20 protein-coding genes are annotated in these 23,976 nt (G+C 72.4%); 13 read left to right on the plus strand and 7 right to left on the minus strand.

Translation table 11 applies throughout. The features are described 5' to 3' along the window. Positions 1–18: 18 nt before the first annotated feature. Entirely contained in the window at positions 19–339 is a 321-nt protein-coding gene (locus tag ACWEPF_RS25555) for a hypothetical protein (protein ID WP_452174331.1), read from the plus strand. A gap of 655 nt (positions 340–994) precedes the next feature. Here ACWEPF_RS25555 and ACWEPF_RS25560 read toward each other — a convergent pair. Further along, on the minus strand, positions 995–3,145 hold the full coding sequence (locus ACWEPF_RS25560) for an MMPL family transporter (RefSeq protein WP_452174332.1): 2,151 nt from the start codon (positions 3,143–3,145) through the stop codon (positions 995–997). Positions 3,146–3,346: 201 nt separating this feature from the next. On the opposite strand from ACWEPF_RS25560, the gene aspT (ACWEPF_RS25565) reads away from it, so the two are divergent. The 4 genes from aspT (ACWEPF_RS25565) (at position 3,347) to ACWEPF_RS25580 (ending at position 9,375) form a co-directional block, all read left to right on the plus strand. After that, a complete protein-coding gene (aspT, locus tag ACWEPF_RS25565; protein WP_452174333.1) occupies positions 3,347–5,020 on the plus strand; it encodes an aspartate-alanine antiporter in 1,674 nt (557 codons plus the stop codon). Between the two features lie 22 nt (positions 5,021–5,042). Next, complete coding sequence (gene aspT / locus ACWEPF_RS25570; protein ID WP_452174334.1) at positions 5,043–6,743, plus strand: aspartate-alanine antiporter; 1,701 nt, start codon at positions 5,043–5,045, stop codon at positions 6,741–6,743. Between the two features lie 12 nt (positions 6,744–6,755). Further along, entirely contained in the window at positions 6,756–8,405 is a 1,650-nt protein-coding gene (locus ACWEPF_RS25575; RefSeq protein WP_452174335.1) for a bifunctional aspartate transaminase/aspartate 4-decarboxylase, read from the plus strand. A 106-nt stretch (positions 8,406–8,511) separates the two neighbouring features. Beyond that, positions 8,512–9,375 carry a universal stress protein gene (locus ACWEPF_RS25580; RefSeq protein WP_345286535.1) on the plus strand — a complete coding sequence of 288 codons (864 nt, stop codon included), beginning with the start codon at positions 8,512–8,514 and terminating at the stop codon, positions 9,373–9,375. A 35-nt stretch (positions 9,376–9,410) separates the two neighbouring features. Here the strand turns inward: ACWEPF_RS25580 and ACWEPF_RS25585 are convergent, their stop codons facing one another. Further along, positions 9,411–10,028, minus strand: a complete 618-nt coding sequence (locus ACWEPF_RS25585) for a TetR/AcrR family transcriptional regulator (RefSeq protein WP_452174336.1) — start codon at positions 10,026–10,028, stop codon at positions 9,411–9,413. 131 nt (positions 10,029–10,159) lie between these two features. On the opposite strand from ACWEPF_RS25585, the gene ACWEPF_RS25590 reads away from it, so the two are divergent. The 4 genes from ACWEPF_RS25590 to ACWEPF_RS25605 all read left to right on the plus strand — a co-directional run bounded on the left by ACWEPF_RS25590 (position 10,160) and on the right by ACWEPF_RS25605 (position 13,025). Continuing rightward, positions 10,160–10,963 carry an SDR family NAD(P)-dependent oxidoreductase gene (locus ACWEPF_RS25590; RefSeq protein ID WP_452174337.1) on the plus strand — a complete coding sequence of 268 codons (804 nt, stop codon included), beginning with the start codon at positions 10,160–10,162 and terminating at the stop codon, positions 10,961–10,963. A 100-nt stretch (positions 10,964–11,063) separates the two neighbouring features. Next, the gene (locus tag ACWEPF_RS25595; RefSeq protein ID WP_452174338.1) at positions 11,064–11,687 is read left to right on the plus strand and encodes a Pr6Pr family membrane protein; all 624 of its coding nucleotides are present in this window, start codon (positions 11,064–11,066) and stop codon (positions 11,685–11,687) included. Positions 11,688–11,721: 34 nt separating this feature from the next. Then, positions 11,722–12,216, plus strand: a complete 495-nt coding sequence (locus ACWEPF_RS25600) for a SigE family RNA polymerase sigma factor (protein WP_452174339.1) — start codon at positions 11,722–11,724, stop codon at positions 12,214–12,216. Further along, complete coding sequence (locus ACWEPF_RS25605) at positions 12,213–13,025, plus strand: hypothetical protein (protein ID WP_452174340.1); 813 nt, start codon at positions 12,213–12,215, stop codon at positions 13,023–13,025. Before ACWEPF_RS25600 ends, ACWEPF_RS25605 begins: the two co-directional genes overlap by 4 nt. Here ACWEPF_RS25605 and ACWEPF_RS25610 read toward each other — a convergent pair. From ACWEPF_RS25610 to ACWEPF_RS25630, 5 genes are all read right to left on the minus strand, one after another. Then, positions 13,022–13,828, minus strand: a complete 807-nt coding sequence (locus ACWEPF_RS25610; RefSeq protein WP_452174341.1) for an SMP-30/gluconolactonase/LRE family protein — start codon at positions 13,826–13,828, stop codon at positions 13,022–13,024. The two genes, ACWEPF_RS25605 and ACWEPF_RS25610, sit on opposite strands and share 4 nt — an antisense overlap. Positions 13,829–13,898: 70 nt before the next feature. Beyond that, on the minus strand, positions 13,899–15,947 hold the full coding sequence (locus tag ACWEPF_RS25615; RefSeq protein WP_452174342.1) for a right-handed parallel beta-helix repeat-containing protein: 2,049 nt from the start codon (positions 15,945–15,947) through the stop codon (positions 13,899–13,901). A 53-nt stretch (positions 15,948–16,000) separates the two neighbouring features. Next, entirely contained in the window at positions 16,001–16,747 is a 747-nt protein-coding gene (locus ACWEPF_RS25620) for an SDR family NAD(P)-dependent oxidoreductase (protein ID WP_452174343.1), read from the minus strand. Between the two features lie 14 nt (positions 16,748–16,761). Next, on the minus strand, positions 16,762–17,787 hold the full coding sequence (locus tag ACWEPF_RS25625; protein ID WP_452174344.1) for an enolase C-terminal domain-like protein: 1,026 nt from the start codon (positions 17,785–17,787) through the stop codon (positions 16,762–16,764). Positions 17,788–17,826: 39 nt separating this feature from the next. After that, positions 17,827–19,017, minus strand: coding sequence for an ROK family protein (locus ACWEPF_RS25630; protein ID WP_452174345.1), 1,191 nt, complete (start codon positions 19,015–19,017; stop codon positions 17,827–17,829). Positions 19,018–19,429: 412 nt separating this feature from the next. Here ACWEPF_RS25630 and ACWEPF_RS25635 point away from each other — a divergent pair, with 412 nt between their 5' ends. The 4 genes from ACWEPF_RS25635 (at position 19,430) to ACWEPF_RS25650 (ending at position 23,858) form a co-directional block, all read left to right on the plus strand. Then, complete coding sequence (locus ACWEPF_RS25635) at positions 19,430–20,392, plus strand: TauD/TfdA dioxygenase family protein (RefSeq protein ID WP_452174346.1); 963 nt, start codon at positions 19,430–19,432, stop codon at positions 20,390–20,392. Between the two features lie 114 nt (positions 20,393–20,506). Then, positions 20,507–22,069 carry an ABC transporter substrate-binding protein gene (locus tag ACWEPF_RS25640; protein WP_452174347.1) on the plus strand — a complete coding sequence of 521 codons (1,563 nt, stop codon included), beginning with the start codon at positions 20,507–20,509 and terminating at the stop codon, positions 22,067–22,069. 3 nt (positions 22,070–22,072) lie between these two features. After that, a complete protein-coding gene (locus ACWEPF_RS25645) occupies positions 22,073–23,017 on the plus strand; it encodes an ABC transporter permease (protein WP_452174348.1) in 945 nt (314 codons plus the stop codon). Between the two features lie 4 nt (positions 23,018–23,021). Next, entirely contained in the window at positions 23,022–23,858 is an 837-nt protein-coding gene (locus tag ACWEPF_RS25650) for an ABC transporter permease (protein WP_452174349.1), read from the plus strand. The last annotated feature ends 118 nt before the right edge of the window (positions 23,859–23,976 follow it).

Here is a 23,976-nt window from a genome sequence, read left to right on the forward strand (position 1 = left end):
TTGAGGGGAAAATAGTCCATGTCCTTTGAGTCATTGACATCTCATGAGATCGATGAAATAGAGAAGCGCGCAGCGCTGGCGACGCCTGGGCCATGGGTTCCGGTCCTGGAAACGCGCGGAGCTACGGGTGGGGGGAGCTGCATTCAGGTCGCTCCTGAGACGGCAGAAGTTGACGATGAGCTCTACATTAGCCGTTTTGTTGCTGGAGCTGATATTCGGAGCCCGAATATTCAGCTCGATGCAGACCTGGATTTTATTGCCTATGCCCGCAGTGATATTCCACGCCTCATTGCGGAGGTTCGTAGGCTGCGGGAAGCCCTGCGGGACGCTGGCGTCTGATCGTGGTGGGGTGAAGCGGAGTTGAATTTGAGTTAATCCGTCGAGTGCGCGGTTCTCTTTGAGCCGAAGGCCCGACTGGAATGAATTCCAGTCGGGCCTTCGGCTGTTGTTTGTGCCAGGCGTTTGAAGGTTGGCAACCGTTGCGGATGGTCGGAGATCCGCTGATTGCATTGATATGTACTAGCCGGGGTCGCGCCAGTACCGGATCGCTACGATGGTGGACTGACTCCAGATCCGAACCTGCTTTTATATCGGTTTAGTTCGGGGCCGGTGGCGGCAGCTCAACCTCAGGATTACGCCGAGCGAGCAGTGGTCGACGCATCTCCATTCGGCGTACCATCGTTCGGCAGTGGCCACTCTTGGCGGAACTTCGAAGGCAGCTTAGACATTGTTGATCCGTTTGCTGGCGATATGACCAGAGTGAGATCTTCCCAGTGCATGCCGAGGACTTCAGGCGTGCGCAGTCGGGTGCGGAGTGCGACCTCGAATAGGGCCTGCAGGCAGTGGCCTTCGACGGTGGTGAGGAACCGTCGGGCCTCGGCGACGGCGAGCGGTTCAGAGCGTCGGGGTCGGGGTGCGCCGGTCTTAAAGACCGGGGGCGGTGAGTGGGGACAGCATGCTGACGTCATGACTGTCTTTCTAGCTCAACGGGGCGTCAGACGGTGACGGGCTCGCGGGGGGTGGGGGCGGGCTGGTCGGTGCCGTGCTCGATGTTGAGTTGGGGGAGGAGGCGGTCGAGCCAGCGGGGGAGCCACCAGTTGGCGCGGCCGAGGAGGGTCATGGTGGCGGGGACCAGGACGAGGCGGACGACGGTGGCGTCGACCAGGACGGCGGCGGCCATGCCGACGCCCATCATCTTGACGGTGACGTCCGGGTCGAGGGCGAAGCCGATGAAGACGGCGACCATGATGGCGGCGGCGCTGGTGATGACCCGGCCGGTGGCGGAGAGGCCGCGGACGACGCTGCCGTGCGGGTCCTTGGTGAGCAGCCAGTCCTCGCGGACGCGGGCCAGCAGGAAGACCTCGTAGTCCATCGAGAGTCCGAACAGCACGGTGAACATCAGGATCGGCACCCAGCTGGAGACCGGCACCGCGTGTGGCAGCCCGAGCAGCTCCGCGCCGAAGTCGGTCTGGAAGACGGCCGTGGTGACGCCGTACGCGGCGGCCACCGAGAGCAGGTTCATCGCGGCGGCCTTGACCGCCAGGACCGGGGCGCGGAACAGCAGGGTGAGCAGGATCAGCGAGAGCGCCACCACGAACGGCACCACCACCCACAGGCGCGAGGCCAGTCGGTCGGAGATGTCGGCGAAGGAGGCGACCACGCCGGTGGCCTCGGCGCCGGCCGGGAGGACGCCGTCGCGCAGGCGGTCGAGGAGTTCCTTGGTCTTGACGTCCTGCGGTCCGGTGGTCGGCCGGACGGTGAGGACGGCGGCGTCCCCGGCCCGGTTGACCACCGCCGGGGTGACGGCGGCGACGCCCGGGGTGGAGGACAACTTGCCGGTCAGGGCTGGGAGTTCGGTGGAGGGCAGGGTGTGCAGGTCGACGGCGATGACCAGCGGGCCGTTGGCCCCGGGCCCGAAGGCGGCCGCGGTCAGGTCGTAGGCCTGGCGGGTGGTGTGGTCGGCGGCCTGGCTGCCGGCGTCCTGCGGCCAGGTGCGCATGCCGAGCACCGGCGCGGCCAGCGCGAGCAGGACGACCAGCGAGGCGAGCGCCCCGGTCAGCGGGCGGCGGCCGATCAGCCGGGCCCAGCGTTCGGTGCGGGTGGGGGCGGAGGAGCCGGCGCGGGGAGCCGCCGTGCCCGCCGCGAGGCCGAGCCGTTCGGCCTTGCGGAGCAGCCGGTGCCCGGCCATCGCGCACAGGGCGGGCACGAGGGTGAGCGAGGCCAGCATCACGGCGCCGACCACCACGAAGGTGGCGTAGCCGAAGGAGGAGTAGACGGAGAGCCCGGCCAGGCGCAGGCCGAGCAGCGAGACCAGGACGGTGGCACCGGCGATCACCACCGAGGACCCGGCGGTGGCGGTGGCCTCGGCGGCTGCCTCCCGGGGCGTCAGGCCCCGTCGCAGGCCCTCGACGTGACGGCTCACCAGGAGCAGCGCGTAGTCGATGCCGACACCGAGGCCCACCATGGTGGCGACGGTCGGGGCGGTGGCGCTGATGTCGGTGACGGCGGCCAGCAGGGTGGTGAGCGCGGTGCCGAGGCCGAGCCCCGCGAGGGCGACCAGCAGCGGGAGCCCGGCCGAGACCAGGGTGCCGAGCGCGACCACCAGGATGATCAGGGCGGCGATCACGCCGACCATCTCGGCGGTGCCGTCGGGGGCGGAGAAGTTCTCCGGCAGCTGGCCCCCGAAGGCGACCTGGAGCCCGGCCGCCTCGGTGGGCGCGGCGGCGGAGCGCAGCGCGTCCAGCCCCTCGGAGCCCTTGAAGTCGGTGACGGGGACGGAGTAGTCGACCTGGATCAGCGCGGTGGCGCCGTCGGCGGAGAGCACCGGGGCCGCGGCCGAGGCGGCGTGCGGGAGGGCGGCCAGCCGTCCGTGCAGCTCGGCCAGCGGCTGGTCGGATATCCGCTGCCCGCCCCGGTCGTGGACGACCACCCGGGCGCCGGCGCCGGAGAGCTCGGGGAAGCGTTCGCGCAGCAGGTCGGCGCCGGCGGTGGAGCGGGTGCCGGGCACCCGGTAGTCCTCGCGCGGCTCGCCGCCGAGGGTGCCGGCCAGGGTGAGGGCGAGGGCCAGCAGGAGGAGCCAGCCGAGCAGGGTGCGCCAGGGCCTGGCGGCGGCGGAGCCGCCGAGGCGGCCGAGGAGTGAGGACATCGCGGTTGCCTTCCGGCGGAGTATCGGTCAGGGCCAGCCTCGGGCGCGCGACTTGGAGCTCACTTGGGGTGGTTCGTGGCCGTCCTCCAAGTGACTGGTCCGAACGGAGTGTCAGGAACGGACATAAGCTGACAATTAGGATCTAATCGCTCTCATGATCCGACCTTGGTCTGAACCCCCGTCAGAACGGGGGTGCCGGAGTTGAGCCTGCTCCGGGAGAACGCCGTCCTCGCGCTCTTCGCCTGCCTGGCCCTCGGCTACCTGATCGGCAAGCTGAGGGTCGGCCCGATCCAGCTCGGCGGGATCTGCGGCACCCTGATCGTCTCGATGCTGATCGGCGCCCAGAAGGTCTCCGTCAACGCCGACGTGAAGAACGTGGCCTTCGCGCTCTTCATCTTCTCGCTCGGCTACATGGCCGGCCCGCAGTTCGTCGCCAACCTCAACGCCAAGGGCCTGCGCTTCGGCGTGCTCTCGGTGCTGGAGGCGGGCGTGGTCATCCTGATGGCGCTCGGCTTCGCCACCGGCTTCGACCTGGACGTCGGCACCGCCTCCGGCATCCTGGCCGGGGCGGCGACCGAGTCCGCCGTGGTCGGCACCGCCCAGGAGGCCATCTCCAAGCTGACCGGGATCACCCCGGACCAGTCCCAGGAGCTCCAGGCGCACGTGGCCACCGCGTACTCGGTCTGCTACCTCTTCGGCCTGGTCACCATCGTCATGCTGACCAGCCAGATCTTCCCGATGCTGATGCGGATCAACCTGGCCGACGCCAGCCGCGAGATCTGGGAGCGGATGCGCGGCGGCGACGCCGGGCTGGAGGCCGGGGAGCAGGCCGCGCTGCCGGCCCTGGTCGGCCGCACCTACCTGGTCTCGCAGGGCGAGGGCAGCAAGGTCGGCGACTTCGAACGGGCCGAGAAGCAGCTGGTCTCGGTCGAGGGCGTCAAGCGCGGTGAGCAGGTGCTCACCGTCGAGCCCGGCCTGGTGCTCAAGCGCGGGGACCGCGTCCTGGTGGTCGGCCGCCGCGAGGCCGTGATGGACGCCGGGCACGAGCTCGGCCCGGAGACCTCCGGCGTGCCCGGGCTGGACAGCCCGCTGGCCGTGCGCGAGGTGGTCGTCACCCACAAGGAGCTGAACGGACGGACCGTCAACCAGCTCCGGGCGAGCGAGCCGGAGGCGGTCGGCGGGGTCTACCTGACCGACATCCAGCGGGTGGACCACCACCTGCCGGCCGTCGGCGAGACCGAGCTGCACCAGGGCGACACGCTGACCGTGGTCGGCGCCCGCGCCAAGGTGGAGAAGTTCGCCGCCAAGGTCGGCGCGACGGTCCGTCAGGACACCGCCGACTACATCTACATCAGCCTCGGCATCTGCCTCGGCGTGCTGCTCGGCGAGGTCACCATCCACGCCGGGGACGTCAACCTCGCCCTGGGCACCGGCGGCGGCTGCCTGATCGCCGGCCTGTTCTTCGGCTGGCTGCGCGCCCAGCGCCCGACCTTCGGCGCCTACCCGCCGGTGGCCGCGCAGACCGCCAAGGACCTGGGCCTGGCCATCTTCATCGCCGTCACCGGCATGGCGGCCGGCCCGGACGCCGGCCCGCTGCTCAAGGAGTACCCGGTGCTGCTCCCGGCCGCCGGGATCCTGATGGTGCTGGTCCCGGCCTTCCTGTCGTTCTTCGTCGGCCGCAAGCTGCTGAAGATCGAGAAGCCGATCCTGATCGGCGCCATCGCCGGCCAACAGTGCTCGACCCCCGCGATCACGGCGGTGAGCAACGTCGCGCAGAGCAGCGTGCCGATGCTCGGCTACACGATCACCTACACCATCTCGAACTTCCTGCTACCGCTCACCGGCCCCGTGCTGGTCGGCATCATCGGCCTCTGACGAAGGAGCGCGAGGGACCACGATGGACTGGATCACCGACCACGTCTTCAAACCGTACCCAGAGCTGCTGATCTTCCTGACCATCGCCATCGGCTTCCTGGTCGGCAAGATCCGCTACAAGGCCATCGGGCTGGGCGCCGTGACGGGCTGTCTGATCGCCGGGCTGTTCACCGGCTGGGTGACCGAGGTCAGCGTCAACGGCACGGTGAAGTCGGTCTTCTTCATCATGTTCCTGTTCGCGCTGGGCTACAAGGTCGGCCCGCAGTTCTTCCGCGGGCTGAAGAAGGACGGCCTGCCGCAGGTCTCGGTGGCGGTGGTGGTCTGCGTCACCGGTCTGCTGGTCTGCTGGGCCTTCGACGAGATGCTCGGCTACGGCCCGGGCCTCGGCGCCGGCCTGCTGGGCGGCGCCCTCACCCAGTCCGCGGTGATCGGCGTCGCCCAGGACGCCATCGCCAACATCCAGGGCCTGACGCCCGACCAGATCACCGCCGAACAGAACCTGGTGCCGGTCGGCTACGCCGTCACCTACCCGCTCGGCACCATCCTGTGCGCGGTGCTGCTGGCCAACATCGCGCCCCGGCTGCTCAAGAGCAACCTGGCCGAGGACTCCCGGCAGCTGGCCATCGAGCTGGACGCCCCCGAGTCCAACCCCGACCTGGCCGAGGGCTACTACGAGGTCGTGCTGCGCGCCTTCACGGTGACGGCCGACAGCCTGGTGGGCCGGACCATCGACGACATCGAGGCCCAGCAGAAGGAGCAGGGCCGCCGGATCTACATCACCCGGGTCCGCCGGGACGGCGAGATCGTCGACCACACCCAGCAGACCGTCATCCAGCACGGCGACTCGATCGCGGTCTCCGCGCTCCGGCACGACCTGGTGGACTTCGACCCGGCCCGGCAGATCGGCCCGGAGACCGACGACGCCGGCCTGCTCAGCTACCAGACCGAACACCTGCACGTGGTCGCCTCCAACAAGGAGCACCTGGGCAAGACGGTGGCCCAACTGCGGCGCGAGCCCTTCATGGTGGGCGTCTACGTGGACAAGGTCTACCGGGCCGGGGCCGAGTTCCCGTACCGGCTCTCCACCGAGATCGAGCGCGGCGACACCTTGGTGCTCACCGGCCCCAAGCGGCTGGTCGACCCGGCCACCGCGGCGATCGGCAAGCCGGTGCCGACCAGCTTCGCCACCGACATGATCTGGGTCGGCCTGGGCATCTTCCTCGGCGGCTGCATCGGCATCCCGGCGCTCACCGCCGGCGGCGTGCCGATCTCGCTCTCCACCTCGGGCGGCGCCCTGATCATGGGTCTGATCTTCGGCTGGATCCGCGGCCGCTACCCCACCTACGGCAACGTGCCGCCCGGTGCGCAGTGGTTCATGGACACCTTCGGCCTGTGCGCCTTCGTCGCCATCGTCGGCATCAACGCCGGGCCGAGCTTCAGCAGCGGTCTCTCCCAGGCGGGTTGGGGCCTGCTGCTGTGGGGCGCGGTGGCCACGGTGATCCCGCTGATCGTCGGCATCCTGGTCGGCCACTTCGTCTTCAAGATCCGCACCCCGATCCTGATGGGTGTGGTGGCCGGCGCCCAGACCACCACGGCCGCGATCGGCGCCATCAACGAAGAGTCCAAGTCCCAGATCCCGACGCTCGGTTACACCATCCCGTACGCGGCAGGCAACGTCCTGCTGACCATCTGGGGCGCCATCATCGTCGCCCTGCTCGGTTAGGAGAGCACGTACATGAGCAAGCCCTCGATCAGCCGCGAAGAGATCCAGCGGCTGTCCAAGCTGAGCCCGTTCGAGCTGAAGGGCGAGTTCATGCGGCTCGCCCAGGCCTACCAGGCCGACCAGCCGGGCCAGAAGGACAAGTCCACCTCGCACATGCTCAACGCCGGGCGCGGGAACCCGAACTGGATCGCCACCGGCCCGCGCGAGGCGTACCTGGCGCTCGGTCACTTCGCGCTCTCCGAGAGCCGCCGGGTGTGGACCGCCGACAACCTCGGCGGGATGCCGGAGAAGCACGGCATCGCCGAGCGCTACGACCGCTTCGCCCGCTCGCACCCCGAGCTGCCCGGCATCGAGATGCTCACCGCCTCGATCGGCCTGGCCGTGGACCGCTTCGGGCTGGACCGGGAGGGGTTCATCCACGAGCTGGCCGACTCCCAGGTCGGCGACAACTACCCGGTGCCGGACCGGATGCTGGTCAACGCCGAGCAGATCGTCCGCGGCTACCTGCACCAGGAGCTGATGCAGAACAAGCAGCCGGCCGACCAGCTCGACCTGTTCGCCACCGAGGGCGGCACGGCCGCGATGTGCTACATCTTCGACTCGCTGATGAAGAACGGGATCCTCAAGAAGGGCGACAAGATCGCCCTGATGGTGCCGGTCTTCACCCCGTACATCGAGATCGCCGAACTCGACACCTTCGACTTCGACGTGGTCAAGGTCTCGGCCTCCAACTTCGCCGAGACCGGCGTGCGCGGCTGGCGCTACCCGACCGAGGAGGTGGCGAAGCTGGAGGACCCGGCGATCAAGCTGGTCTGCCTGGTCAACCCCTCCAACCCGCCCTCGCTGGCGCTCTCCCAGCGGGTCGCCGACCAGATCAAGCAGATCGTGGCGACCAAGAACCCCAACCTGCTGATCGTCACCGACGACGTCTACGGCACCTTCGTCAACGGCTTCCGCACCATCGCCGCCGACCTGCCGCGCAACTCCCTGCTGGTGTACTCCTACTCCAAGCACTACGGCTGCACCGGCCACCGCCTCGGCGTGATCGGCCTGCACCGGGACAACGTCATCGACGAGATGCTCGCCAAGCTCCCGGCCGAGGAGAAGGCCCGGCTCGCCAAGCGGTACGGCACCCTCACCCTGGAGCCGGAGAAGATCCGCTTCATCGACCGCCTGGTCGCCGACTCCCGGCAGGTGGCGCTCAACCACACCGCCGGGCTCTCGCTGCCGCAGCAGGTGCAGATGACGCTCTTCTCGCTCTTCGACCTGCTCCCCGAGGGCCAGGCGTACAAGGAGAAGGTCCAGGCGATCGTCCACCAGCGCCTCGCCCTGCTGCTGGAGGGCTCCGAGATGAAGATCGCGGAGGACCCGGGCCGGGCCGGGTACTACATCGAGCTGGACCTCCAGGCGGAGGCCGAGCGGGTCGCCGGGCCGGAGTTCGCCGAGTTCCTGCTGAAGAACTACGAGCCCACCGAGCCGCTCTTCCGCCTCGCCGAGCAGACCGGCGTCGTCCTCCTCAACGGCGGCGGCTTCGACGGCCCCGAGTGGTCCGTCCGGGTCTCCCTGGCCAACCTCGACGACCTCGACTACCTGAAGATCGGCCACCACCTGCGGCAGATCTTCCTCGACTACCGCACCGAGTGGGAGCAGTCCAAGGCCTGACCGCCGCACCGCTCCGGGGAGCCCCCGCCGTCCCGACGGCGGGGGCTCCCCGCGCTCTCGGGGCGCATGCTGGAGGCAGGGGCAGCGGACCCCTCCGGAGGCGGCCATGGAGATCAGACCCCCAGCGGGCGTGGTGGTCGGGGTGGACGGCTCGGCGCACGCCGCGGCCGCCGCGGAGTGGGCGGCCCTGGAGGCGGAGCGGCGGCAGTGCTCGCTGCACCTGGTGCACGCGGTCGAGACCGGCACCATCACCGTCCCGCCCCGCTCCGGCGCCGCCCTCACCGACCTGATCCTGAAGAACGGGCAGGAGGTGCTGGACCTGGCCCTCGCCGAGCTGGGCGCCGCCCATCCGTCGCTGCGGCCGACCGGCGACGTGGTGCCCAAGGACCCGGCCGCCGCCGTGGTGACCGCCGCCGAGCACGCCGAGCTGGCCGTGGTCGGCACCCGGGGCCACGGCGGCTTCGCCTCGCTGCTGCTCGGCTCGGTCAGCCTGCGGGTCTGCGCGCACGCCGGCTGCCCCGTGGTGGTGGTCCGGGGCCGCGCGGGGGACGGGCACCAGGTGTTGGTCGCGGTCCGCGAGGAGCGGGACGCCGAGGCGGTCCGGTTCGCCGCCCGGGAGGCGGAGCTGGCCGGGCTCCCGCTCCGGGTGCTGCACGTCTGGTCCCCGGTGGTGGCCGACGTGACCAACGCCGCCCCGATGCTGGACGAGCTCGGCGAGGAGTCCGACCTGCACCGCCAGCTGCTGCACCGCACGGTGGACCCGGTCCGCACCGAGTTCCCCGGGCTCGACCTGGAGGCCGAGGACTTCTCCGGCCCGGCGGCCGCCACCCTGGTGGACGCCTCCGCGGAGGCCGCCCTGGTGGTGATGCCCCGTCACGCCCCGGCCCCGCGGCTGGGCCTGCGCCTGAGCACGGCGGCGCACGCCGTCCTGCACCACGCCCACTGCCCGGTGGCGATCGTGCCGGTGTGACGGGGCCTCAGGGCCAGAGCCTCAGGAGCAGGGCCTCAGGACCAGAGTCGCAGTCCGGCGGTCAGTTCGCGGACGCAGCGGGCGGCCAGTTCGGCGGCCTGCTCGGGCGGGGTGTCCTCGGCGGCCCAGGTCTCGGTGGCGACCCGCATGGCGGTGTTGGCGGCGGCGGCCGCCAGGCGCAGCTCCAGCGGATCGGTGTCGGGCGCCGCCAGGGCGGTGAGGACGGGGACCAGGGCGAGTTCCGACTCGTGGTGGACGCGGTGCCAGACCGCCAGCAGGTCGGGCTCGGCCGGTGCCTGGCGGAGCAGGCCGCGGACCCAGCCGAGCACCTCGGGCGGGAACTCGGGGGAGGGCGCCATGGCTTGCCGGGCGGACCGTTCCAGCGCCTGGGGGAGCGTCAACTCCGGTGGGCTGATGGCAAGTTCGCTGATCCAGTGCCGGACGCCGCCGGCCAGCAGCGGGGCGACGGCGTCCTCCTTGGTGCGGAAGTAGCGGTAGAAGGTGCGCAGTGAGACCCCGGCCGCCCGGGCGATGGCCTCGGCGGTGCAGCCGGCCGCGCCGTGCTCGGCGAACAGCCGGGCGGCCGCGAGGGCGATCTCCTGCTGGGTGGCGGCCTTGCGGCGCTCGGTGAGGGAAGGGCGGTGGTCGGACACCCTCCGAGTCTAGTCGGTCACCGTGCACGACCAGCCGACATGGCACGAAGTGCGTTGTTGGCACAACGTGCCATCCGGGCGTACCGTGAAGTCGAAGTCCGAGATCCGGCACAACCCCGCAGGAGAGCACCATGAACCGCTTCGACGGCCGCCGCGTACTGATCACCGGCGCCGGTTCGGGCATCGGCCAGGCCACCGTCCGCCGCGTCCTGGCCGAGGGCGGCACCGTGGTCGGCGCCGACATCGCCGAGCCCGGCCTGGCCGCCACCCGCGAGCTGGCCGAGGCCGACGGCACCGCCGACCGCCTCACCACGCTCACCGTGGACATCGGCGACGAGGCCTCCGTCATCGAGGGTGTCGCCCGGGCCACCGGCCTGCTGGGCGGCCTCGACGTGCTGGTCAACGCGGCCGGCATCCTGCGCTCCGAGCACACCGACCGCACCGGCCTCGACCTGTGGAACACGGTGCTGCGGGTCAACCTCACCGGCACCTTCCTGATGACCCGTGAGGCGCTGCCCGAGCTGCTGGCCTCCGGCCGCGGCGTGGTGGTCAACTTCAGCTCCACCTCGGCCAGCTTCGCCCACCCGTACATGTCCGCCTACGCCGCCAGCAAGGGCGGGGTGCAGTCCTTCACCCACGCCATCGCCGTCGAGTACGCCAAGCAGGGCCTGCGCGCCGTCTCGGTCGCGCCCGGCTCGATCAGCAGCGGCATGACCGACGCCTCCGGCGCCAGCGGCCAGAACCGCGGCCCCGGCCTGCCCGCCGACGCCGACATGTCGCTCTACGCCAAGCTCACCCCCGCGCTGCAGTCCGGCAACGCGTACAACTTCGCCGGGCCCGAGACGGTGGCCGGCGTGATCGCCATGCTGGCCTCCGACGACGGCGCCTTCGTCACCGGCACCGAGGTCCGGGTGGACGGCGGCACCCACGCCTGACCCGGCCGGCGGAGCACCCGACACACCGGTTCGGGCTGCCGCCCGATCCACCGTCACGCCCGTGATGATGAGAACCGTCCCGAGCGAGAGGCGGTGCCCCGTGCCGGAGCGGGTGCTCAACGGACTGCGGTTGGCCTTCGGCCTGCTGACGGTCACCGCCCTGGGTTTCCAGCTGTACCGGCTGGGCGTCCAGGGCGGTTCCGTCGGCAACTTCTTCAGCTACTTCACCATCCTCAGCAACGTGCTGGGGGCGGCGGTGTTCCTGGTCGGCGGCCTGCGTGGACTGCGTGGCGGGAGGCCGGTGCCCGACCTGCTGCGCGGAGCCGCCACGCTCTACCTGACCATCACCGGCCTGGTCTACCTGGTCGCCCTCCAGGGCCTGGGCCTCGGCCTCACCCTGCCCTGGGTCAACGACGTGCTGCACCGGATCATGCCGCTGGTGGTCCTGGCCGACTGGCTGGCCGCCCCGCCGCGCCGCCCGATCGAGTACCACCGGGCCCTGCGCTGGCTGCTCTTCCCGCTGCTCTACCTGCCCTACACGCTGATCCGGGGCCGCATCACCGACTGGTACCCGTACCCCTTCCTCGACCCCGGCCGCCACGGCGGCTACGCCCGGGTCGCGGTCGCCTCCGCGATGATCACCGTGGCCTTCCTCGGCGTCGGCGCCGTGCTGGTGTGGGCCGGCAACCGGCTCGGCGCTCGCAGGAAGAGTCGTACAAGCTGACAACCTTTCACCGGCCCCGCCGCGTCTGTCCGTCGTGAGTCGAGAATCCGAGGACGCCGCCTACGCGGCATTCGTCGAGGCCGCCTGGCACCGGCACCTGCGCACCGCGACGCTGATCACCGGCGACCGGCACCGCGCCGAGGAGCTGCTCCAGGACTGCCTGGTCAAGCTGTACGTCCGCTGGCGCCGCGCCGCCACCGACGACCCGCACGCCTACCTGCGGCGGATGCTGGTGAACGGCAACGTCAGTTGGTGGCGCCGCCGGCGCCGCGAACTGCTCACCGACGCGCCCCCGGACTCCGCCGCCCCGGTGCGGCTCCCGGAGGAGACCGAGGAGCTGCGCCGGGCGCTGCTCGAACTGCCCGAGGGCCAACGGACGGTGGTGGTGCTGCGCCACGTCGAGGACCTGTCGGAGAAGGACACCGCCGCCGCGCTGGGCTGTTCGGTCGGCACCGTGAAGAGCCAGAACGCCCGGGCGATGGCCCGGCTGCGGACCACCCTGCGGGATCACCAGGAGGCCACCCGATGAGCGTGCACGACGAGGAGCGGGTGGTCGAGGAACGGGTGGCCGAGGGCCTGCGGGAACTGGCGGCCCGTCAGGAGGTCAGCGGGCCGGTGCCGGTGGCCGAGCTGCTGCACCGGGGCCGCCGCGGCCGCCGACTGCGCACCGCCACCCGGGTGGCCGCGGCGTCGGTCGGCGTCGGTGCGGCGCTCACCGTGGCGGTCGCCCTGCTGCCGGCCCCGGCGGCGACCGGGCCGGGCCTCCCGGCGCTCCCGGCGGTGTCGCCGAGCGCGGTGGCGACGCCGAGCCCGGCCGCGAGCTCCCCGGCACCGCTGCCGACCACGGGGCCGGAGCTGCTGGAGGCGCTCCGCACCCGGATCCCGGCCGGTCTCAGCCTCGGCACCCCGTGGGCGCCGGAGCAGCAGCCGTACCAGAAGTACGTCGGGTTCCAGGTCCGCAACGGCGGTGCCACCGGCAACGTCCGGATCGACATCAACCGCCCGTCCACCGGGCCGGTCAACGTGGTCCGGTGCACGATCCCGGGCTGCACCGACACCGACCTCCCGGACGGCGGGCACCTGCAGCTCTACCTGCCCGGGAAGGCGGTGGGCGGCGAGCAGGACTGGCGGGCCACCGTGCGCCGCCCCGACGGCACCATGGTGACCGCAGCCTCCGGCAACATCCCCGGCCCGGGCGAGGGCACCCAGGTCCACCCGAACGCCCCGTTGCTGACGGGGGAGCAGCTGTCCGAGCTGGCCCTCGACCCGCTCTGGCAGCAGGTGGCCCTGACCCTCACCGAGCGGCCGTCACGCCCGCCGTACCCGGCGAAGCCCTAGCGCACCCCGTCCGCCCGGAACAGCCGCCCGGAGTCCGGGTGGTCGGCGGTGGCGGCGGTGGTGATCCACAGGTTGCCGGAGCCGTCGAAGGCGCAGGCGGTGGCGCGGGGGACGGGGACCTCGACGGTGGCCAGCAGGGTGCCGGTGGGGGAGAAGCAGTGCACGGCGTGGCCGCCCCAGAAGGCGATCCAGAGGTTGCCCTCCGGGTCCAGGGCCAGGCCGTCGGGCTCGCCCTGGTACTGCGACAGCTCCAGGGTGCGGACGGTGGCGCCGAGCGGGCCGTGCTCGGGGTACTCGTACAGGGTGGCCCGGTGGCTCGGGCTGTCGATGTGCCAGAAGCGGTCCGGCTCCGGCCAGCCGAGGCCGTTGGGGATGGCCAGCCCGCCGAGCAGCTGCCGGACGGTGCCGTCGAGTTCGCGGCGGTAGAGCCGTCCGTCGGTGCGCGGCTCGGCGCGCTGCATGGTCCCGGCCACCATCCGGCCGAACGGGTCGACGGCGCCGTCGTTCATCCGGCGGCCGGCGTCCTCGGCCTCCACGGGGGTGGCCAACTCCGGTGTGCCGGTGGCCAGGTCGAGGTTCTCGAAGCCGCGTTCGGTGGCCAGCAGCAGGCGGTCCGGGCCGGCCGGGGCCAGGCAGCCGGGGGTGACGTCCAGGCGCAGGCCGTCGGTGTGGCCGGTGGCCGGGTCGAGCCAGCGGATCTCGTGGTCGGGGATGCCGAGCCAGTACAGCCGCTGTGCGTCGGCGTCCCAGCGCGGGCCCTCGCCCAGGGTGAGCCGGTGGCTGTCGGCGGGTTCGGCACGCATGCGGGTCTCCTCGGAAGCACGGGGTGCCGCCCCGCACCGGTGTCGGTGCGGGGCGGCCGGGTGGTGGGGATCAGTCGAGCGGTTGGACCAGTGGATCGTCAACTGCGAAGGTCGCGGCGCCGGTTCCCGGCTGCACCCGCAGCCGGAGCCGGTCGGCCGGGCCCGACCCGGCGGTGAGCCTGGCGGTGGCCAGCGGCACGTCGTCGACCAGCAGGTCGTACGTCCCGGTGGCCGGGTGCAGCAGGAGGGCGACCCGGAGCCAGACCCCCGGCGGGTAGGCGAACGGCGCGTCGGTCCAACTCCCGTTGTCCGTCAGGGCGGCACTGCCGTTGGCCGCCAGGCTGAACTGCGCCGCCGGTGCCCCGGCGGCGTCCAGCAGGTGCACTCCGAGCGGGGCGCCGGTCTGCCCGGCCCGGACCCGCAGGTCCACCCGGGTCTCGCCGGAGACGGCGGGGAAGGGGCGGATGGCGTTGACCTCGGTGGCCTGCCGGGTGAGCAGCAGGGAGTTCCCGTAGCCGCCGCCCGGGTCGGCGCCGACCACCGCCCCGGCGGCCGGGCCGGTGACGGTCCATCCGGCGGGGGCGGAGCCGGCCGGGTCGGTGTTGAGGTGGGCGGCCAGGGTCGGGGCGGTGACCGAAGGGCCCTGGTACCAGCCGGTGTTGGCGCCGCCCGTGCCCAGTGCGGAGGAGCCGGCCAGCAGGCGGTAGCCCCAGGGGTCGGCCAGCTCGCGGCCGGAGAGCAGCGGGGCGCCGGTGACCGTGTTGGTCGCCCCCGCCGGGGTCGGCACGGCGTAGAACACGTTGTGGTCAATGGTGAAGGCCGGGTCGTTGAGCGTCCAGCCCACCGTTCCCGAGCTGCCGTGCTTGGCGACGATGTTGTCGGTGAAGCGGACGTCCAGGGTGGCGTTGGTGCCCTCGGTGACGACCTGCTGGCTGATGCCGTCGGCCACGTAGATGGTGTTGTGGTGGATCCGGCCGTTCTTCAGCGCTCCCGGGCAGACCTGGAAGCCCCGGGCCCGGTCGTTCACCGAGACGTTGTGGCGGATGGTGAAGTTGCTGGTCGGGGTGTCGTAGGGGCAGAGCAGGAAGAAGCCGCCCTGGTTGTCGTGCGAGTAGTTGTACTGGAACACCACGCCGTCGGTGGAGTGGTCCACGTCGTAGGCCATGCCGTCACTGGTGGTGCGGCCGCCCGAGGTGTCGTTGTACTGGAAGGTCACGTCCACCGAATTCGCGGTCCACATACCGGCGTTGGGGGAGCCGGAGCGGACGTTGAAGCCCTGCAGCAGGTTGCGCTCCACCAGGGTCTGCTGTCCGGTCATCGGGGCGATGCCGTCCCCGCCGATGTCCCAGAGCCGGTTGCCCCGGATCTCGAGGCCGGTGGACGGGGCCCAGGGGGCGGAGCAGAGGCTGTTCCAGAACGCGGCCAGCCGGGTGTTGCGGCACCAGTTGGACCAGGTGTAGATGCCCTGGCGGTCGACCGCGTGGATCCGGTTGTCGAGGATCTTCAGCCCGGTGAAGGCGGTGGGGGTGGTGGAGCCCCTGGCCTCCACCACGATGCCGCCGGAGGCGTCGGCGTACTTGCCGGTGCCCGCGCCCGCCCCCGTGACGGCGGGCAGCTTGCCGCGCACGTCGTGCACGTCCAGGCCCTGGAGCACGATCCCGGGCAGGGTGCCCGCGTCGGTGGCCCGGACGTACACGCCGCGCCGGGTGGACCGGTTGTCGCCGGGCGCGCTCAGGTCGAGGTTGCGGACCTCGACGTACGCCAGGTCCGCGAGCAGCAGGGCCTCGGTGCCGCCGTCGGCGTTGACGACGGGGAGCGGGCCGGTGCCGTACGCGTCGACGGTGACCGGCGCGGCGGCGGTGCCGGAGCCGACCGGAGCCAGGGTGCCCCGGCAGGTGGCGCCGCGCTTGAGGCGGAGGGCGCTGCCGGGCGTCAGGGTGAGGGAGTTGACGGCAGCGAGGGTGTTGTACGGGGCGGACTGGGTGCCGGTGCCGTTGGTGGCGGCGGAGCAGTCCAGGTAGGCGGTGACCGGAGCCGCTTCGGCGGCGGCCGGGACGGCCAGGGTCAGGGGCAGAGCGGCGGCGAGGGCTGCGGTGAGCAGCCGGAGGCGGCGGGACACTCGCCCTCCTGGGTGATGGACACGGAGCTCTCTTCTCGGTTGGTGACGGACCCTCAGCGCAGCAGCGCTTCGGGGAGCATGGCGGTCGCCCCGCCGTCCACGGCCAGGCAGGTGCCGTTGACGAAGGAGGCCTCGTCGCCGGCCAGGAAGGCCACGGTGCGGGCGACTTCGGCGGCGGTGCCGTGGCGGCCGAGCGGATTGGCGCGCAGCAGGGCCGGGCCCAGCCGCGGATCGCTCCACACGTGCCGGTTCCGCTCCACCGGTACGAAGCCCGGGGCCACCGCGTTGCACCGCACCCCGCGCCCGCCCCACTCGACGGCCACTGCCCGGGTGAGCGCCAGCAGCCCGGCCTTGGCGGCGGCGTAGGCGGCGAAGCCGGGGACGGCGCCGTGCGCGTGCGGCGAGGCGATGTGCACGATCGAGCCCGGGGTGCCGGGCGGCAGTGCGCGCAGGAAGGCGGTGTCGAAGCGGCGGGCGGCGGTCAGCACGGTGTGCAGCATGGCGTCCCAACTCCCGTCGTCCTGCTGGTCGAGCGGGGTCGGGGTGCCGGAGAACGCCCCCTGCACCAGGATGCGGGCGGGGCCGCCGAGGGAGTCGGCGGCGGCAAGCGCGGCGGTGAGGGTGGCTGGGTCGGTGACGTCGCCCCGGACGGGGGTGACCCGGTCGGCGGCGGGGACGGGGGCCAGGTCGACGGCGACCACCAGGGCGCCGCGATCGGCGAGTTCGGCGGTGACGGCGGCGCCGATGCCGTGGGCGGCGCCGGTGACGACGGCGATCCGGTCGGCGAGGGGGAGGGGCACGGTGCTGGTTCCTGTCAGGTCGGGGTGAGGGGGTGCCAGTGGCCGGGGGTGAGGTCCAGGCCGAGGCCGGGGCCCTCGGGGAGGGTGAGCCAGGGGCCGTCCGGGGTCTCGGCGGGGTGCACGGCGTGCCGCCGCCAGGAGGCCTCGCCGAAGGCGAACTCGCTCTCCACGGAGGGGCCGAGGGCCACCGCGAGGTGCAGTCCGGCGGCGGTGGCCACCGGGCCGGACGGGCTGTGCAGCGAGACCCCGGCCCCGGCGGCCAGCGCCTGCTCGGCGAGGGCGCGGGCGGCGGCGAGGCCACCGGCGTGCTTGACGTCCGGCAGCAGCCAGCCGAGTCCGGCCCGCAGGGCGGGGCGCACCTCGGCCGGGGCGGTGGCGAACTCGCCGCCGGCCAGCGGGGCGATGTCCGCCTCGCGGACGGCGGCGAGCCCGTCCAGCGGGGCCGCGTCCTCCAGCCAGCGGAGGTCGAGGGCACGCAACTGGGGCGCGGTTTCCAGCACTTGGTCGATGGAGAGCAGCGCGTGGGCGTCCACCATCAGCTCGGCGTCCGGGGCCGCCGCCCGGACCGCCCGGGCCCGGGCCAGACCGCCGCCCAGCCGCTCCCTGTCCGGGAGGCCGTCGAACGGCGCGCACTTGAGCGCGGTGTACCCGGCGGCCACGGCGGCGGCCGCGACCTCGGCGAACTCCTCGGGGGTGCGTCGGCGCAGCGCCCGGTTCAGGTTGGCGTACCGCCGCACCGGGCGCGCGGCCCGGCCGCCGAGCCACCGCCAGAGCGGCACCCCGGCCCGCCGCGCGGCCAGGTCGGTGAGGGCCTGCTCCAGCCCGCCGCGGACCGTCCGCGCGGCGAACCGCTGCCCGTGGAGCGCGAGTTGATCGAGCAGGGCCAGCGCATCCCCGCCGGACCCGCCCTCGGCCAGCCGCTCCGTGACCGACGGCCACAGGGCTTCGGCCCCGGGCCCGGCATCGGACCACTCACCGAGCCCGAACGCCCCGTCCGCGTCGCGGACCCGCACCACGTCCCACGAGGTCCGAGAGGACACACGGGCGCGGAACAGTTCGACGGTGAGCACGGAGGCCTCTCAGGGAAGGTGGTGGGTGAGGGGGTCGGAGAACCAGGCGTTGAGGAAGACGGCGGCGGAGGCCAGGACCAGGGCGTGGTCGCCGAGGCCGGAGGGGACGAGGCGGCCAGCGGCTGCCGGGCCGAGGGAGCTGTGGCGGGCCAGTTCGGCGCGGACGTCCGGGAGGTACTCCGGGGTCTTCAGCGGGCCGCCCGCCAGGACCAGCAACTCGGGGTTGACCAGGTCGAGCAGGACGGCCGCCGCGCGGCCGACCGAGCGGGCGCGGGTGCGCAGCAGGCGGATCGCCCCGAGGTGGCCGTCGCGGGCCAGCCGGACCAGGTCCTCGAAGGACTCCTCCTGGCCCACCATGCCCTGCTCGCGCGCCAGTTGGAGGACCGAACCGTCGGCCAGCACGGCCTGTAAACAGTCCGAGGCGCCGCACCCGCACAGCACTCCCTCGACCCCCGGCAGCCGCAGGTGGGCGATGCCGCCGGCCGCCGAGCGCGGGCCGCGGTGGATCCGGCGGCCGACGGTGAAGGCGGCGCCGACCACGTTGCCGACGAAGAGTTCGAGCAGGCTGTCGGTCTCCTGCCCGGCGCCGTACCAGCCCTCGGCGAGCGCGAGCGCGCGGACCAGGGCGTCGAGCCGGACGGGCGCGTCGAGCCGTTCGGCGAGTGCGGCGTGCAGCGGGACGTCGTGCCAGCCGAGCGGGCCGTGCTCGACCACCGTCCCCGACTCGGTGTCGACCCAGCCGCCGGTGGAGACGCCGATGCCGAGCAGCCGCCGGTGCGACTGCCAGGCCGTCAGGTCGGCGAGGGCCTCCGCCAGTTCGTCGACCAGCTCGCGCGGGTCGGTGGACCCGCGCGGCACGGCCCACTGGGCTAGCACCCCGCCGCGCAGGTCGACCAGGCCCAGGGTGGTGCGCAGCACGCCGATGTGCACCCCGGCCACGGCGGTCTCCTCGACCGGCAGGTCCAGCGGGATCCGCGGCCGCCCGGTCGCACTCGGACCCAACTCCGGCTCCATCTCGACCAGTTGGCCGCTGTCTGCGAGCCGTCCGGTCAGCCGGGAGACGGTGCCGGCGGAGAGTCCGGTGAGTTCGGCGATCCGGTGGCGGGGGAGCGGGCCGTGGGCGAGCACGGTCCGCACCACGGCGGCGGCGTTGTGCCGGGCGCTCTCCGCGGGGACCGCGCGGGTCGTGGGGGTGGTCATCGCGATGCTGCCTCCGTTCGAGTTAATTTCGTTGAGAAAGTTAATGCGACAACAGAAGGAAGGACAAGCCCCGCCGAGGCCCGCCATCCGCCGCAACACGGCGCAACGAAGCCGCAACACCCGCTCCCACCAGGCGAGATGGTGTTTGACAGACCGGCTCGCGGTCACCACGATGATGCCCAGAAACCGAGCCACAGTTCGAGCGAGTGACCGAAGGAGGAGCGATGACCGTCCGCATGTGCCGTGCCCTGTCCGCCTCCTGTCCCTGTCGCCGCTGCCGCTGTTCCCACTGACGCCGCTTTCGTCCGCGCCCCGTCGCGCCGCTCTCCACGCTTCTCCTCCGCCGCCGGCCCGTGCCGTGCGCTGCCCGCCGTGCCCGAGCACGCCCCTTCACCAGAACCGAGGGACCGTCATGACCACTGCCGTCTCCACCCAGCTGAACCTCACCCCGGCCGCCGGCCGGATCGGCGCGATCGTCCACGACGTCACGCTCGGCGGCGACCTGCCCGCCGAGACGGTGGCCGCGATCGAGGCCGCGCTGTACGAGCACAAGGTGCTCTTCTTCCGCGGCCAGCAGCACCTGGACGACGCCGGACACGAGGCCTTCGCCCGTCTGCTGGGCCAGCCGGTCGGCCACCCGACCGTGCCGAGCGCGGACGGCCGGTACATCTTCGAGCTGGACGCCACCAAGGGCGTGCGGGCCAACAACTGGCACACCGACGTGACCTTCGTGCCCTCCTACCCGAAGGCCTCCATCCTGCGCTCGCTGGAGCTGCCGCCGGCCGGCGGCTCCACCGTCTGGGCCAACACGGTGGCCGCGTACGAGGACCTGCCGGCCCCGCTGAAGGCGCTGGCCGAGAGCCTGCGCGCCGTGCACACCAACGACTACGACTACGCGGCCTCGCTGGCGCTCACCCCGGAGCTGGCGGACAACAAGGAGGTGGCCGAGCTGTTCCGCTCGGTCTTCGTCTCCACCGCCTTCAAGACCGAGCACCCGCTGGTGCGGGTCCACCCGGTGACGGGGGAGAAGACCCTGCTGCTCGGCGCCTTCGCGCAGAAGATCGTCGGGGTCTCGGGGGCCGACAGCCGCGCCCTGATCACCCTCTTCCAGCGCTACGTCGAGCGCCTGGAGAACACCGTCCGCTGGGACTGGTCGGTCGGCGACGTGGTGATCTGGGACAACCGCGCCACCCAGCACTACGCCGTCAACGACTACGGCGACGAGCCGCGCCTGGTCCGCCGGATCACCCTGGACGGCGACCTGCCGGTCGGCCCGGACGGGCAGCCGAGCCGCCTGCTGGAGCCGGCCGACCCGCCGGCCGTGGCGGGCATCGTCCCGGCCGAGCAGCTCGAAGCCGCCGCCCTCAAGTCCTGACCCCCGTAGAGCCCCTGATGCCGTGACGACGGCGGCCCCTGGCTGCCGTCGTTACTTTCAGCACCGAAAAAACCAGCCCCCACAAGGCGACCTCCCACTGAAGGACACGGAACGATGACCACGCTCTCCCGCCGCTCCCTCCTGCGCGGCTCCGTCGCCGCGGCCGGCCTGCTCTCGCTGGCGGCCTGCCGCTCGGCGGCCGAGAGCGCGAGCACCGCCGCCTCCCCGTCGGGAGGTCCGCGCCGCGGCGGCACCCTCGCCATCGCCACCACCATCGACTTCACCCCGAGCCTGCTCTTCGCCCAGAGCGCGAACACCCTGGTGCAGCGCCTGGTCTTCAACACCCTGACCCGCTACGACGACCAGCTCAAGCCGCAGCCCGAGCTGGCCACCTCCTGGCAGCTGGCCGCGGACGGCAAGGGCATCACCTTCAAGCTCCGCGACGACGTCACCTTCCACAACGGCCGCAAGTTCACCGCCGACGACGTCATCTTCGCCATCAAGAACCTGCAGAACCCGGTCCGCTCCGCCCAGTTGAGGACCACGGCGGCCACCGTCACCGAGTTCACGAAGAACGGCGACCACGAGCTGACCCTCACCCTGGCCCATCCGGTCAGCAACCTCTTCGACCTCTTCGAGTTCATGATCATTACGGACTCGGCCACCGTCGAGGACGCCGTCGCCGGCAAGGCGCTGGTCGGCACCGGCCCGTTCGTCTTCGGCAAGCGCACCCCCGGCTCCTCGATCACCTTCACCCGCAACGACAAGTACTGGAACCCCGGCCGCCCCTACCTGGACGGCGTGGAGATCCGGGTCATCCCGCAGGCCGACTCACTGGTGGCCTCGCTGAAGACCGGTCAGAGCCACCTCTCCTACCACGTGCCCGGCAAGGACCTGGCCGGGCTCAAGGCCTCCGGGCAGTTCCAGCTCAAGCCCTACGACACCGGCTCCGGCGCCTACTACATCGGCGTCAACGTCAGCGCCGACCAGGTCAAGGACAAGCGGGTCCGGCAGGCCATCTCCTGGGCGGTGGACCGCGAGCGGCTGGTCCAGCAGGCCCTCGGCGGCTACGGACTGCCCTCCGCCGCCCCGTGGCCCAAGTCCTCGCCCGCCTACAGCGACGCCAACGCCACCAAGTACCGCCACGACCCGGAGAAGGCCAAGGCGCTGCTCGCCGAGGCCGGGGTCACCGGCCTCACCCTGCCGTTCGCGCACTCCAACACCCCGGACGGCATCGCCTTCGCCCAGATCATCCAGCACGACCTCAAGCAGGTCGGCATCGAGACCGTGCTCCAGCCGACCGACTCGCCGACCATGCAGAAGCAGCTGATCTCCCAGACCATGCCCGCGCTCTGGACCCTCGGCCACGGCTTCGCCCAGCTCCACCCCGCCACCCTGGCGGTCAGCGCCTACCCGTTCAACGAGGCCAAGAACAGCTCGCACTTCTCCTCGCCGGCCTACACCGACATCGTGCAGCGCGCCTGGAAGCGGCCCGACGCCGACAGCCCCGAGGCCAAGGCGCTCTACCAGCAGATCACCGACGTCCTGCTGGACGAGGAGTTCGTCATCGACCTGGCCATCGGCGGCCAGATCGAGGTGGCCGGGCCCAAGGTGCGCGGCGCCACGCTCAACAAGTTCACCTACCTGAACCTCGACGACGCCTACCTGACGGCTTGACGGATGCGCACCTTCCTGCTGAGGCGGCTGCCCTCCGGGCTGCTGGTGCTGGCGGCCGCCTCCTTCCTGATCTTCTCCATCCTCCGGCTGATCCCCGGCGACCCGGCCACCAGCCTGGCCGGGCCGGACGCCGGCCCCGAGGCGGTCGCGGCCATCCGCACCCGCCTCGGGCTGGACCAGCCCTTCCTCTCCCAGTACCTCACCTGGCTCGGCGACCTGCTGACCGGCCACCTCGGCCCCAGCTACGCGATCGGCGGCGAGGTCGCCACCCTGATCGGCGACGGCCTCGGCGCCACCGTCGAACTCACCCTCGGCGCGCTGGTGCTGGTCGCCCTGATCGGCCTGCCGCTCGGGGTGCTCGGCGCCACCGTGCGGCGCGGGCCGGTGGCCGCCGCGGTCCGGGCCTTCACCACCACGGTGCTGGCCGTGCCGCCCTTCGTCACCGGCGTGCTGCTGGTGCTGGTCTTCGCGGTGACGCTCCGTCTGCTCCCCGCCGGGGGCCACGAGTCGATCCTCGACCAGCCCGACATCGGCCTGCAGTACCTGCTGCTGCCCGCGCTCTGCCTCGCCCTGCCCAGCGCCGCCATCCTGGCCCGCTACCTCAAGGACGGGCTGGAGCGGGCGCTGGCCGAGGACTACGTCCGCACCGCCACCGCGCTCGGCGTCTCCCGCCGCCGGATCGTCTGGCGGCACGCCCTGCCCAACGCGCTGCCGCCCGCCGTCACCGTGCTCGGCCTCCAGGTCGGCCAACTCCTCGGCGGCGCCGTCCTGGTGGAGGCCATCTTCGCCTGGCCCGGCCTCGGCCAGCTCGCCGAGCAGGGGGTGCTGCGCCGCGACTACCCCGTGGTGCAGGACCTGCTCCTGCTGCTCGTCGCCGTCTACGTCGCGGTCCAGCTGCTCACCGACCTGGTGTACACGTGGCTGGACCCTCGGATCAGGTGGGAGTGACCTGATGACCACCGTCTCCCTCGCACCCCGTCGCAGCTTCCTCCCGGCCGGACTGCACACCCTCCGGGGCACCGCCGGTCTCACCTTGGTCGGGCTGGTCGTGCTGGCCGGGCTGCTGGCCCCCGTGCTCACCGACGCCGACCCGCTGGCCCAGAGCGGCCTGGCCCTGGCCGGGCCGAGCGGGGCCCATCCGTTCGGCACCGACGACCTCGGCCGGGACCTGTTCAGCCGGGTGCTGCACGGCATCCGGGCCGACCTGCTGATCAGCGTGGTGGCCGTCCCGGCCGGCGCCGTGCTCGGCTGCTCGCTGGCCCTGCTGGCCGCCACCTCGCGCGGCGCCGACGTCGCCGTCCAGCGGGTCTTCGACCTGCTGCTGGCCTTCCCCGGCCTGATCCTCGCACTGGCCGTCACGGCCGTCCTCGGCCCCGGCCGCTGGCCGGTGGTGATCGTCATCGCGCTGGCCGAGATCCCGGGCTTCGGACGGCAGTTGAGGGCCGGCATCCTGGTCCAGCGGGAGCGGGAGTACGCCCTGGCGGCCCGGCTCGGCGGCGCCTCGAAGGCCCGGGTGCTGCTGCGCCACGTCCTGCCCAACGCCGCCGACCCGCTGATCGTGCAGGCGGCCATCGCCTTCTCGCTGGCGGTCTTCATCGAGGGCGCCATGAGCTTCCTCGGCGTCGGCCTGCGTCCGCCGGAGCCCTCGCTCGGCGGCATCCTCAGCCAGTCGATGGCGTACCTGTCGAGCCACCCGACCTTCGCCGCCGCGCCGCTGGTCGTGGTCACCGCCCTGGTGCTCGGTTTCACGCTGATCGCGGAGGCACTGAACGAAGGGATCCGACGATGACGGGACGGACGCCTGCGGCGGGCTGGTGGCGGGGCGGGGGAGGCGCGACCCCGTTGGTGGTCGTCCGCCGCCGGCCGCTCGGCTTCGCGCCGATCGCGGAGGCACCGAACGAGGGGAT

This window comes from Kitasatospora sp. NPDC004289 (assembly GCF_053602875.1).

Excerpts from the sequence above, each read along its gene's own strand:
- ACWEPF_RS25555 (WP_452174331.1), top strand. The coding sequence starts at position 19 with ATGTCCTTTGAGTCATTGACATCTCATGAGATCGATGAAATAGAGAAG.
- ACWEPF_RS25560 (WP_452174332.1), bottom strand. The coding sequence starts at position 3,145 with ATGTCCTCACTCCTCGGCCGCCTCGGCGGCTCCGCCGCCGCCAGGCCC.
- aspT (WP_452174334.1), top strand. The coding sequence starts at position 5,043 with ATGGACTGGATCACCGACCACGTCTTCAAACCGTACCCAGAGCTGCTG.
- ACWEPF_RS25575 (WP_452174335.1), top strand. The coding sequence starts at position 6,756 with ATGAGCAAGCCCTCGATCAGCCGCGAAGAGATCCAGCGGCTGTCCAAG.
- ACWEPF_RS25580 (WP_345286535.1), top strand. The coding sequence starts at position 8,512 with ATGGAGATCAGACCCCCAGCGGGCGTGGTGGTCGGGGTGGACGGCTCG.
- ACWEPF_RS25590 (WP_452174337.1), top strand. The coding sequence starts at position 10,160 with ATGAACCGCTTCGACGGCCGCCGCGTACTGATCACCGGCGCCGGTTCG.
- ACWEPF_RS25605 (WP_452174340.1), top strand. The coding sequence starts at position 12,213 with ATGAGCGTGCACGACGAGGAGCGGGTGGTCGAGGAACGGGTGGCCGAG.
- ACWEPF_RS25610 (WP_452174341.1), bottom strand. The coding sequence starts at position 13,828 with ATGCGTGCCGAACCCGCCGACAGCCACCGGCTCACCCTGGGCGAGGGC.
- ACWEPF_RS25630 (WP_452174345.1), bottom strand. The coding sequence starts at position 19,017 with ATGACCACCCCCACGACCCGCGCGGTCCCCGCGGAGAGCGCCCGGCAC.
- ACWEPF_RS25635 (WP_452174346.1), top strand. The coding sequence starts at position 19,430 with ATGACCACTGCCGTCTCCACCCAGCTGAACCTCACCCCGGCCGCCGGC.
- ACWEPF_RS25640 (WP_452174347.1), top strand. The coding sequence starts at position 20,507 with ATGACCACGCTCTCCCGCCGCTCCCTCCTGCGCGGCTCCGTCGCCGCG.
- ACWEPF_RS25645 (WP_452174348.1), top strand. The coding sequence starts at position 22,073 with ATGCGCACCTTCCTGCTGAGGCGGCTGCCCTCCGGGCTGCTGGTGCTG.
- ACWEPF_RS25650 (WP_452174349.1), top strand. The coding sequence starts at position 23,022 with ATGACCACCGTCTCCCTCGCACCCCGTCGCAGCTTCCTCCCGGCCGGA.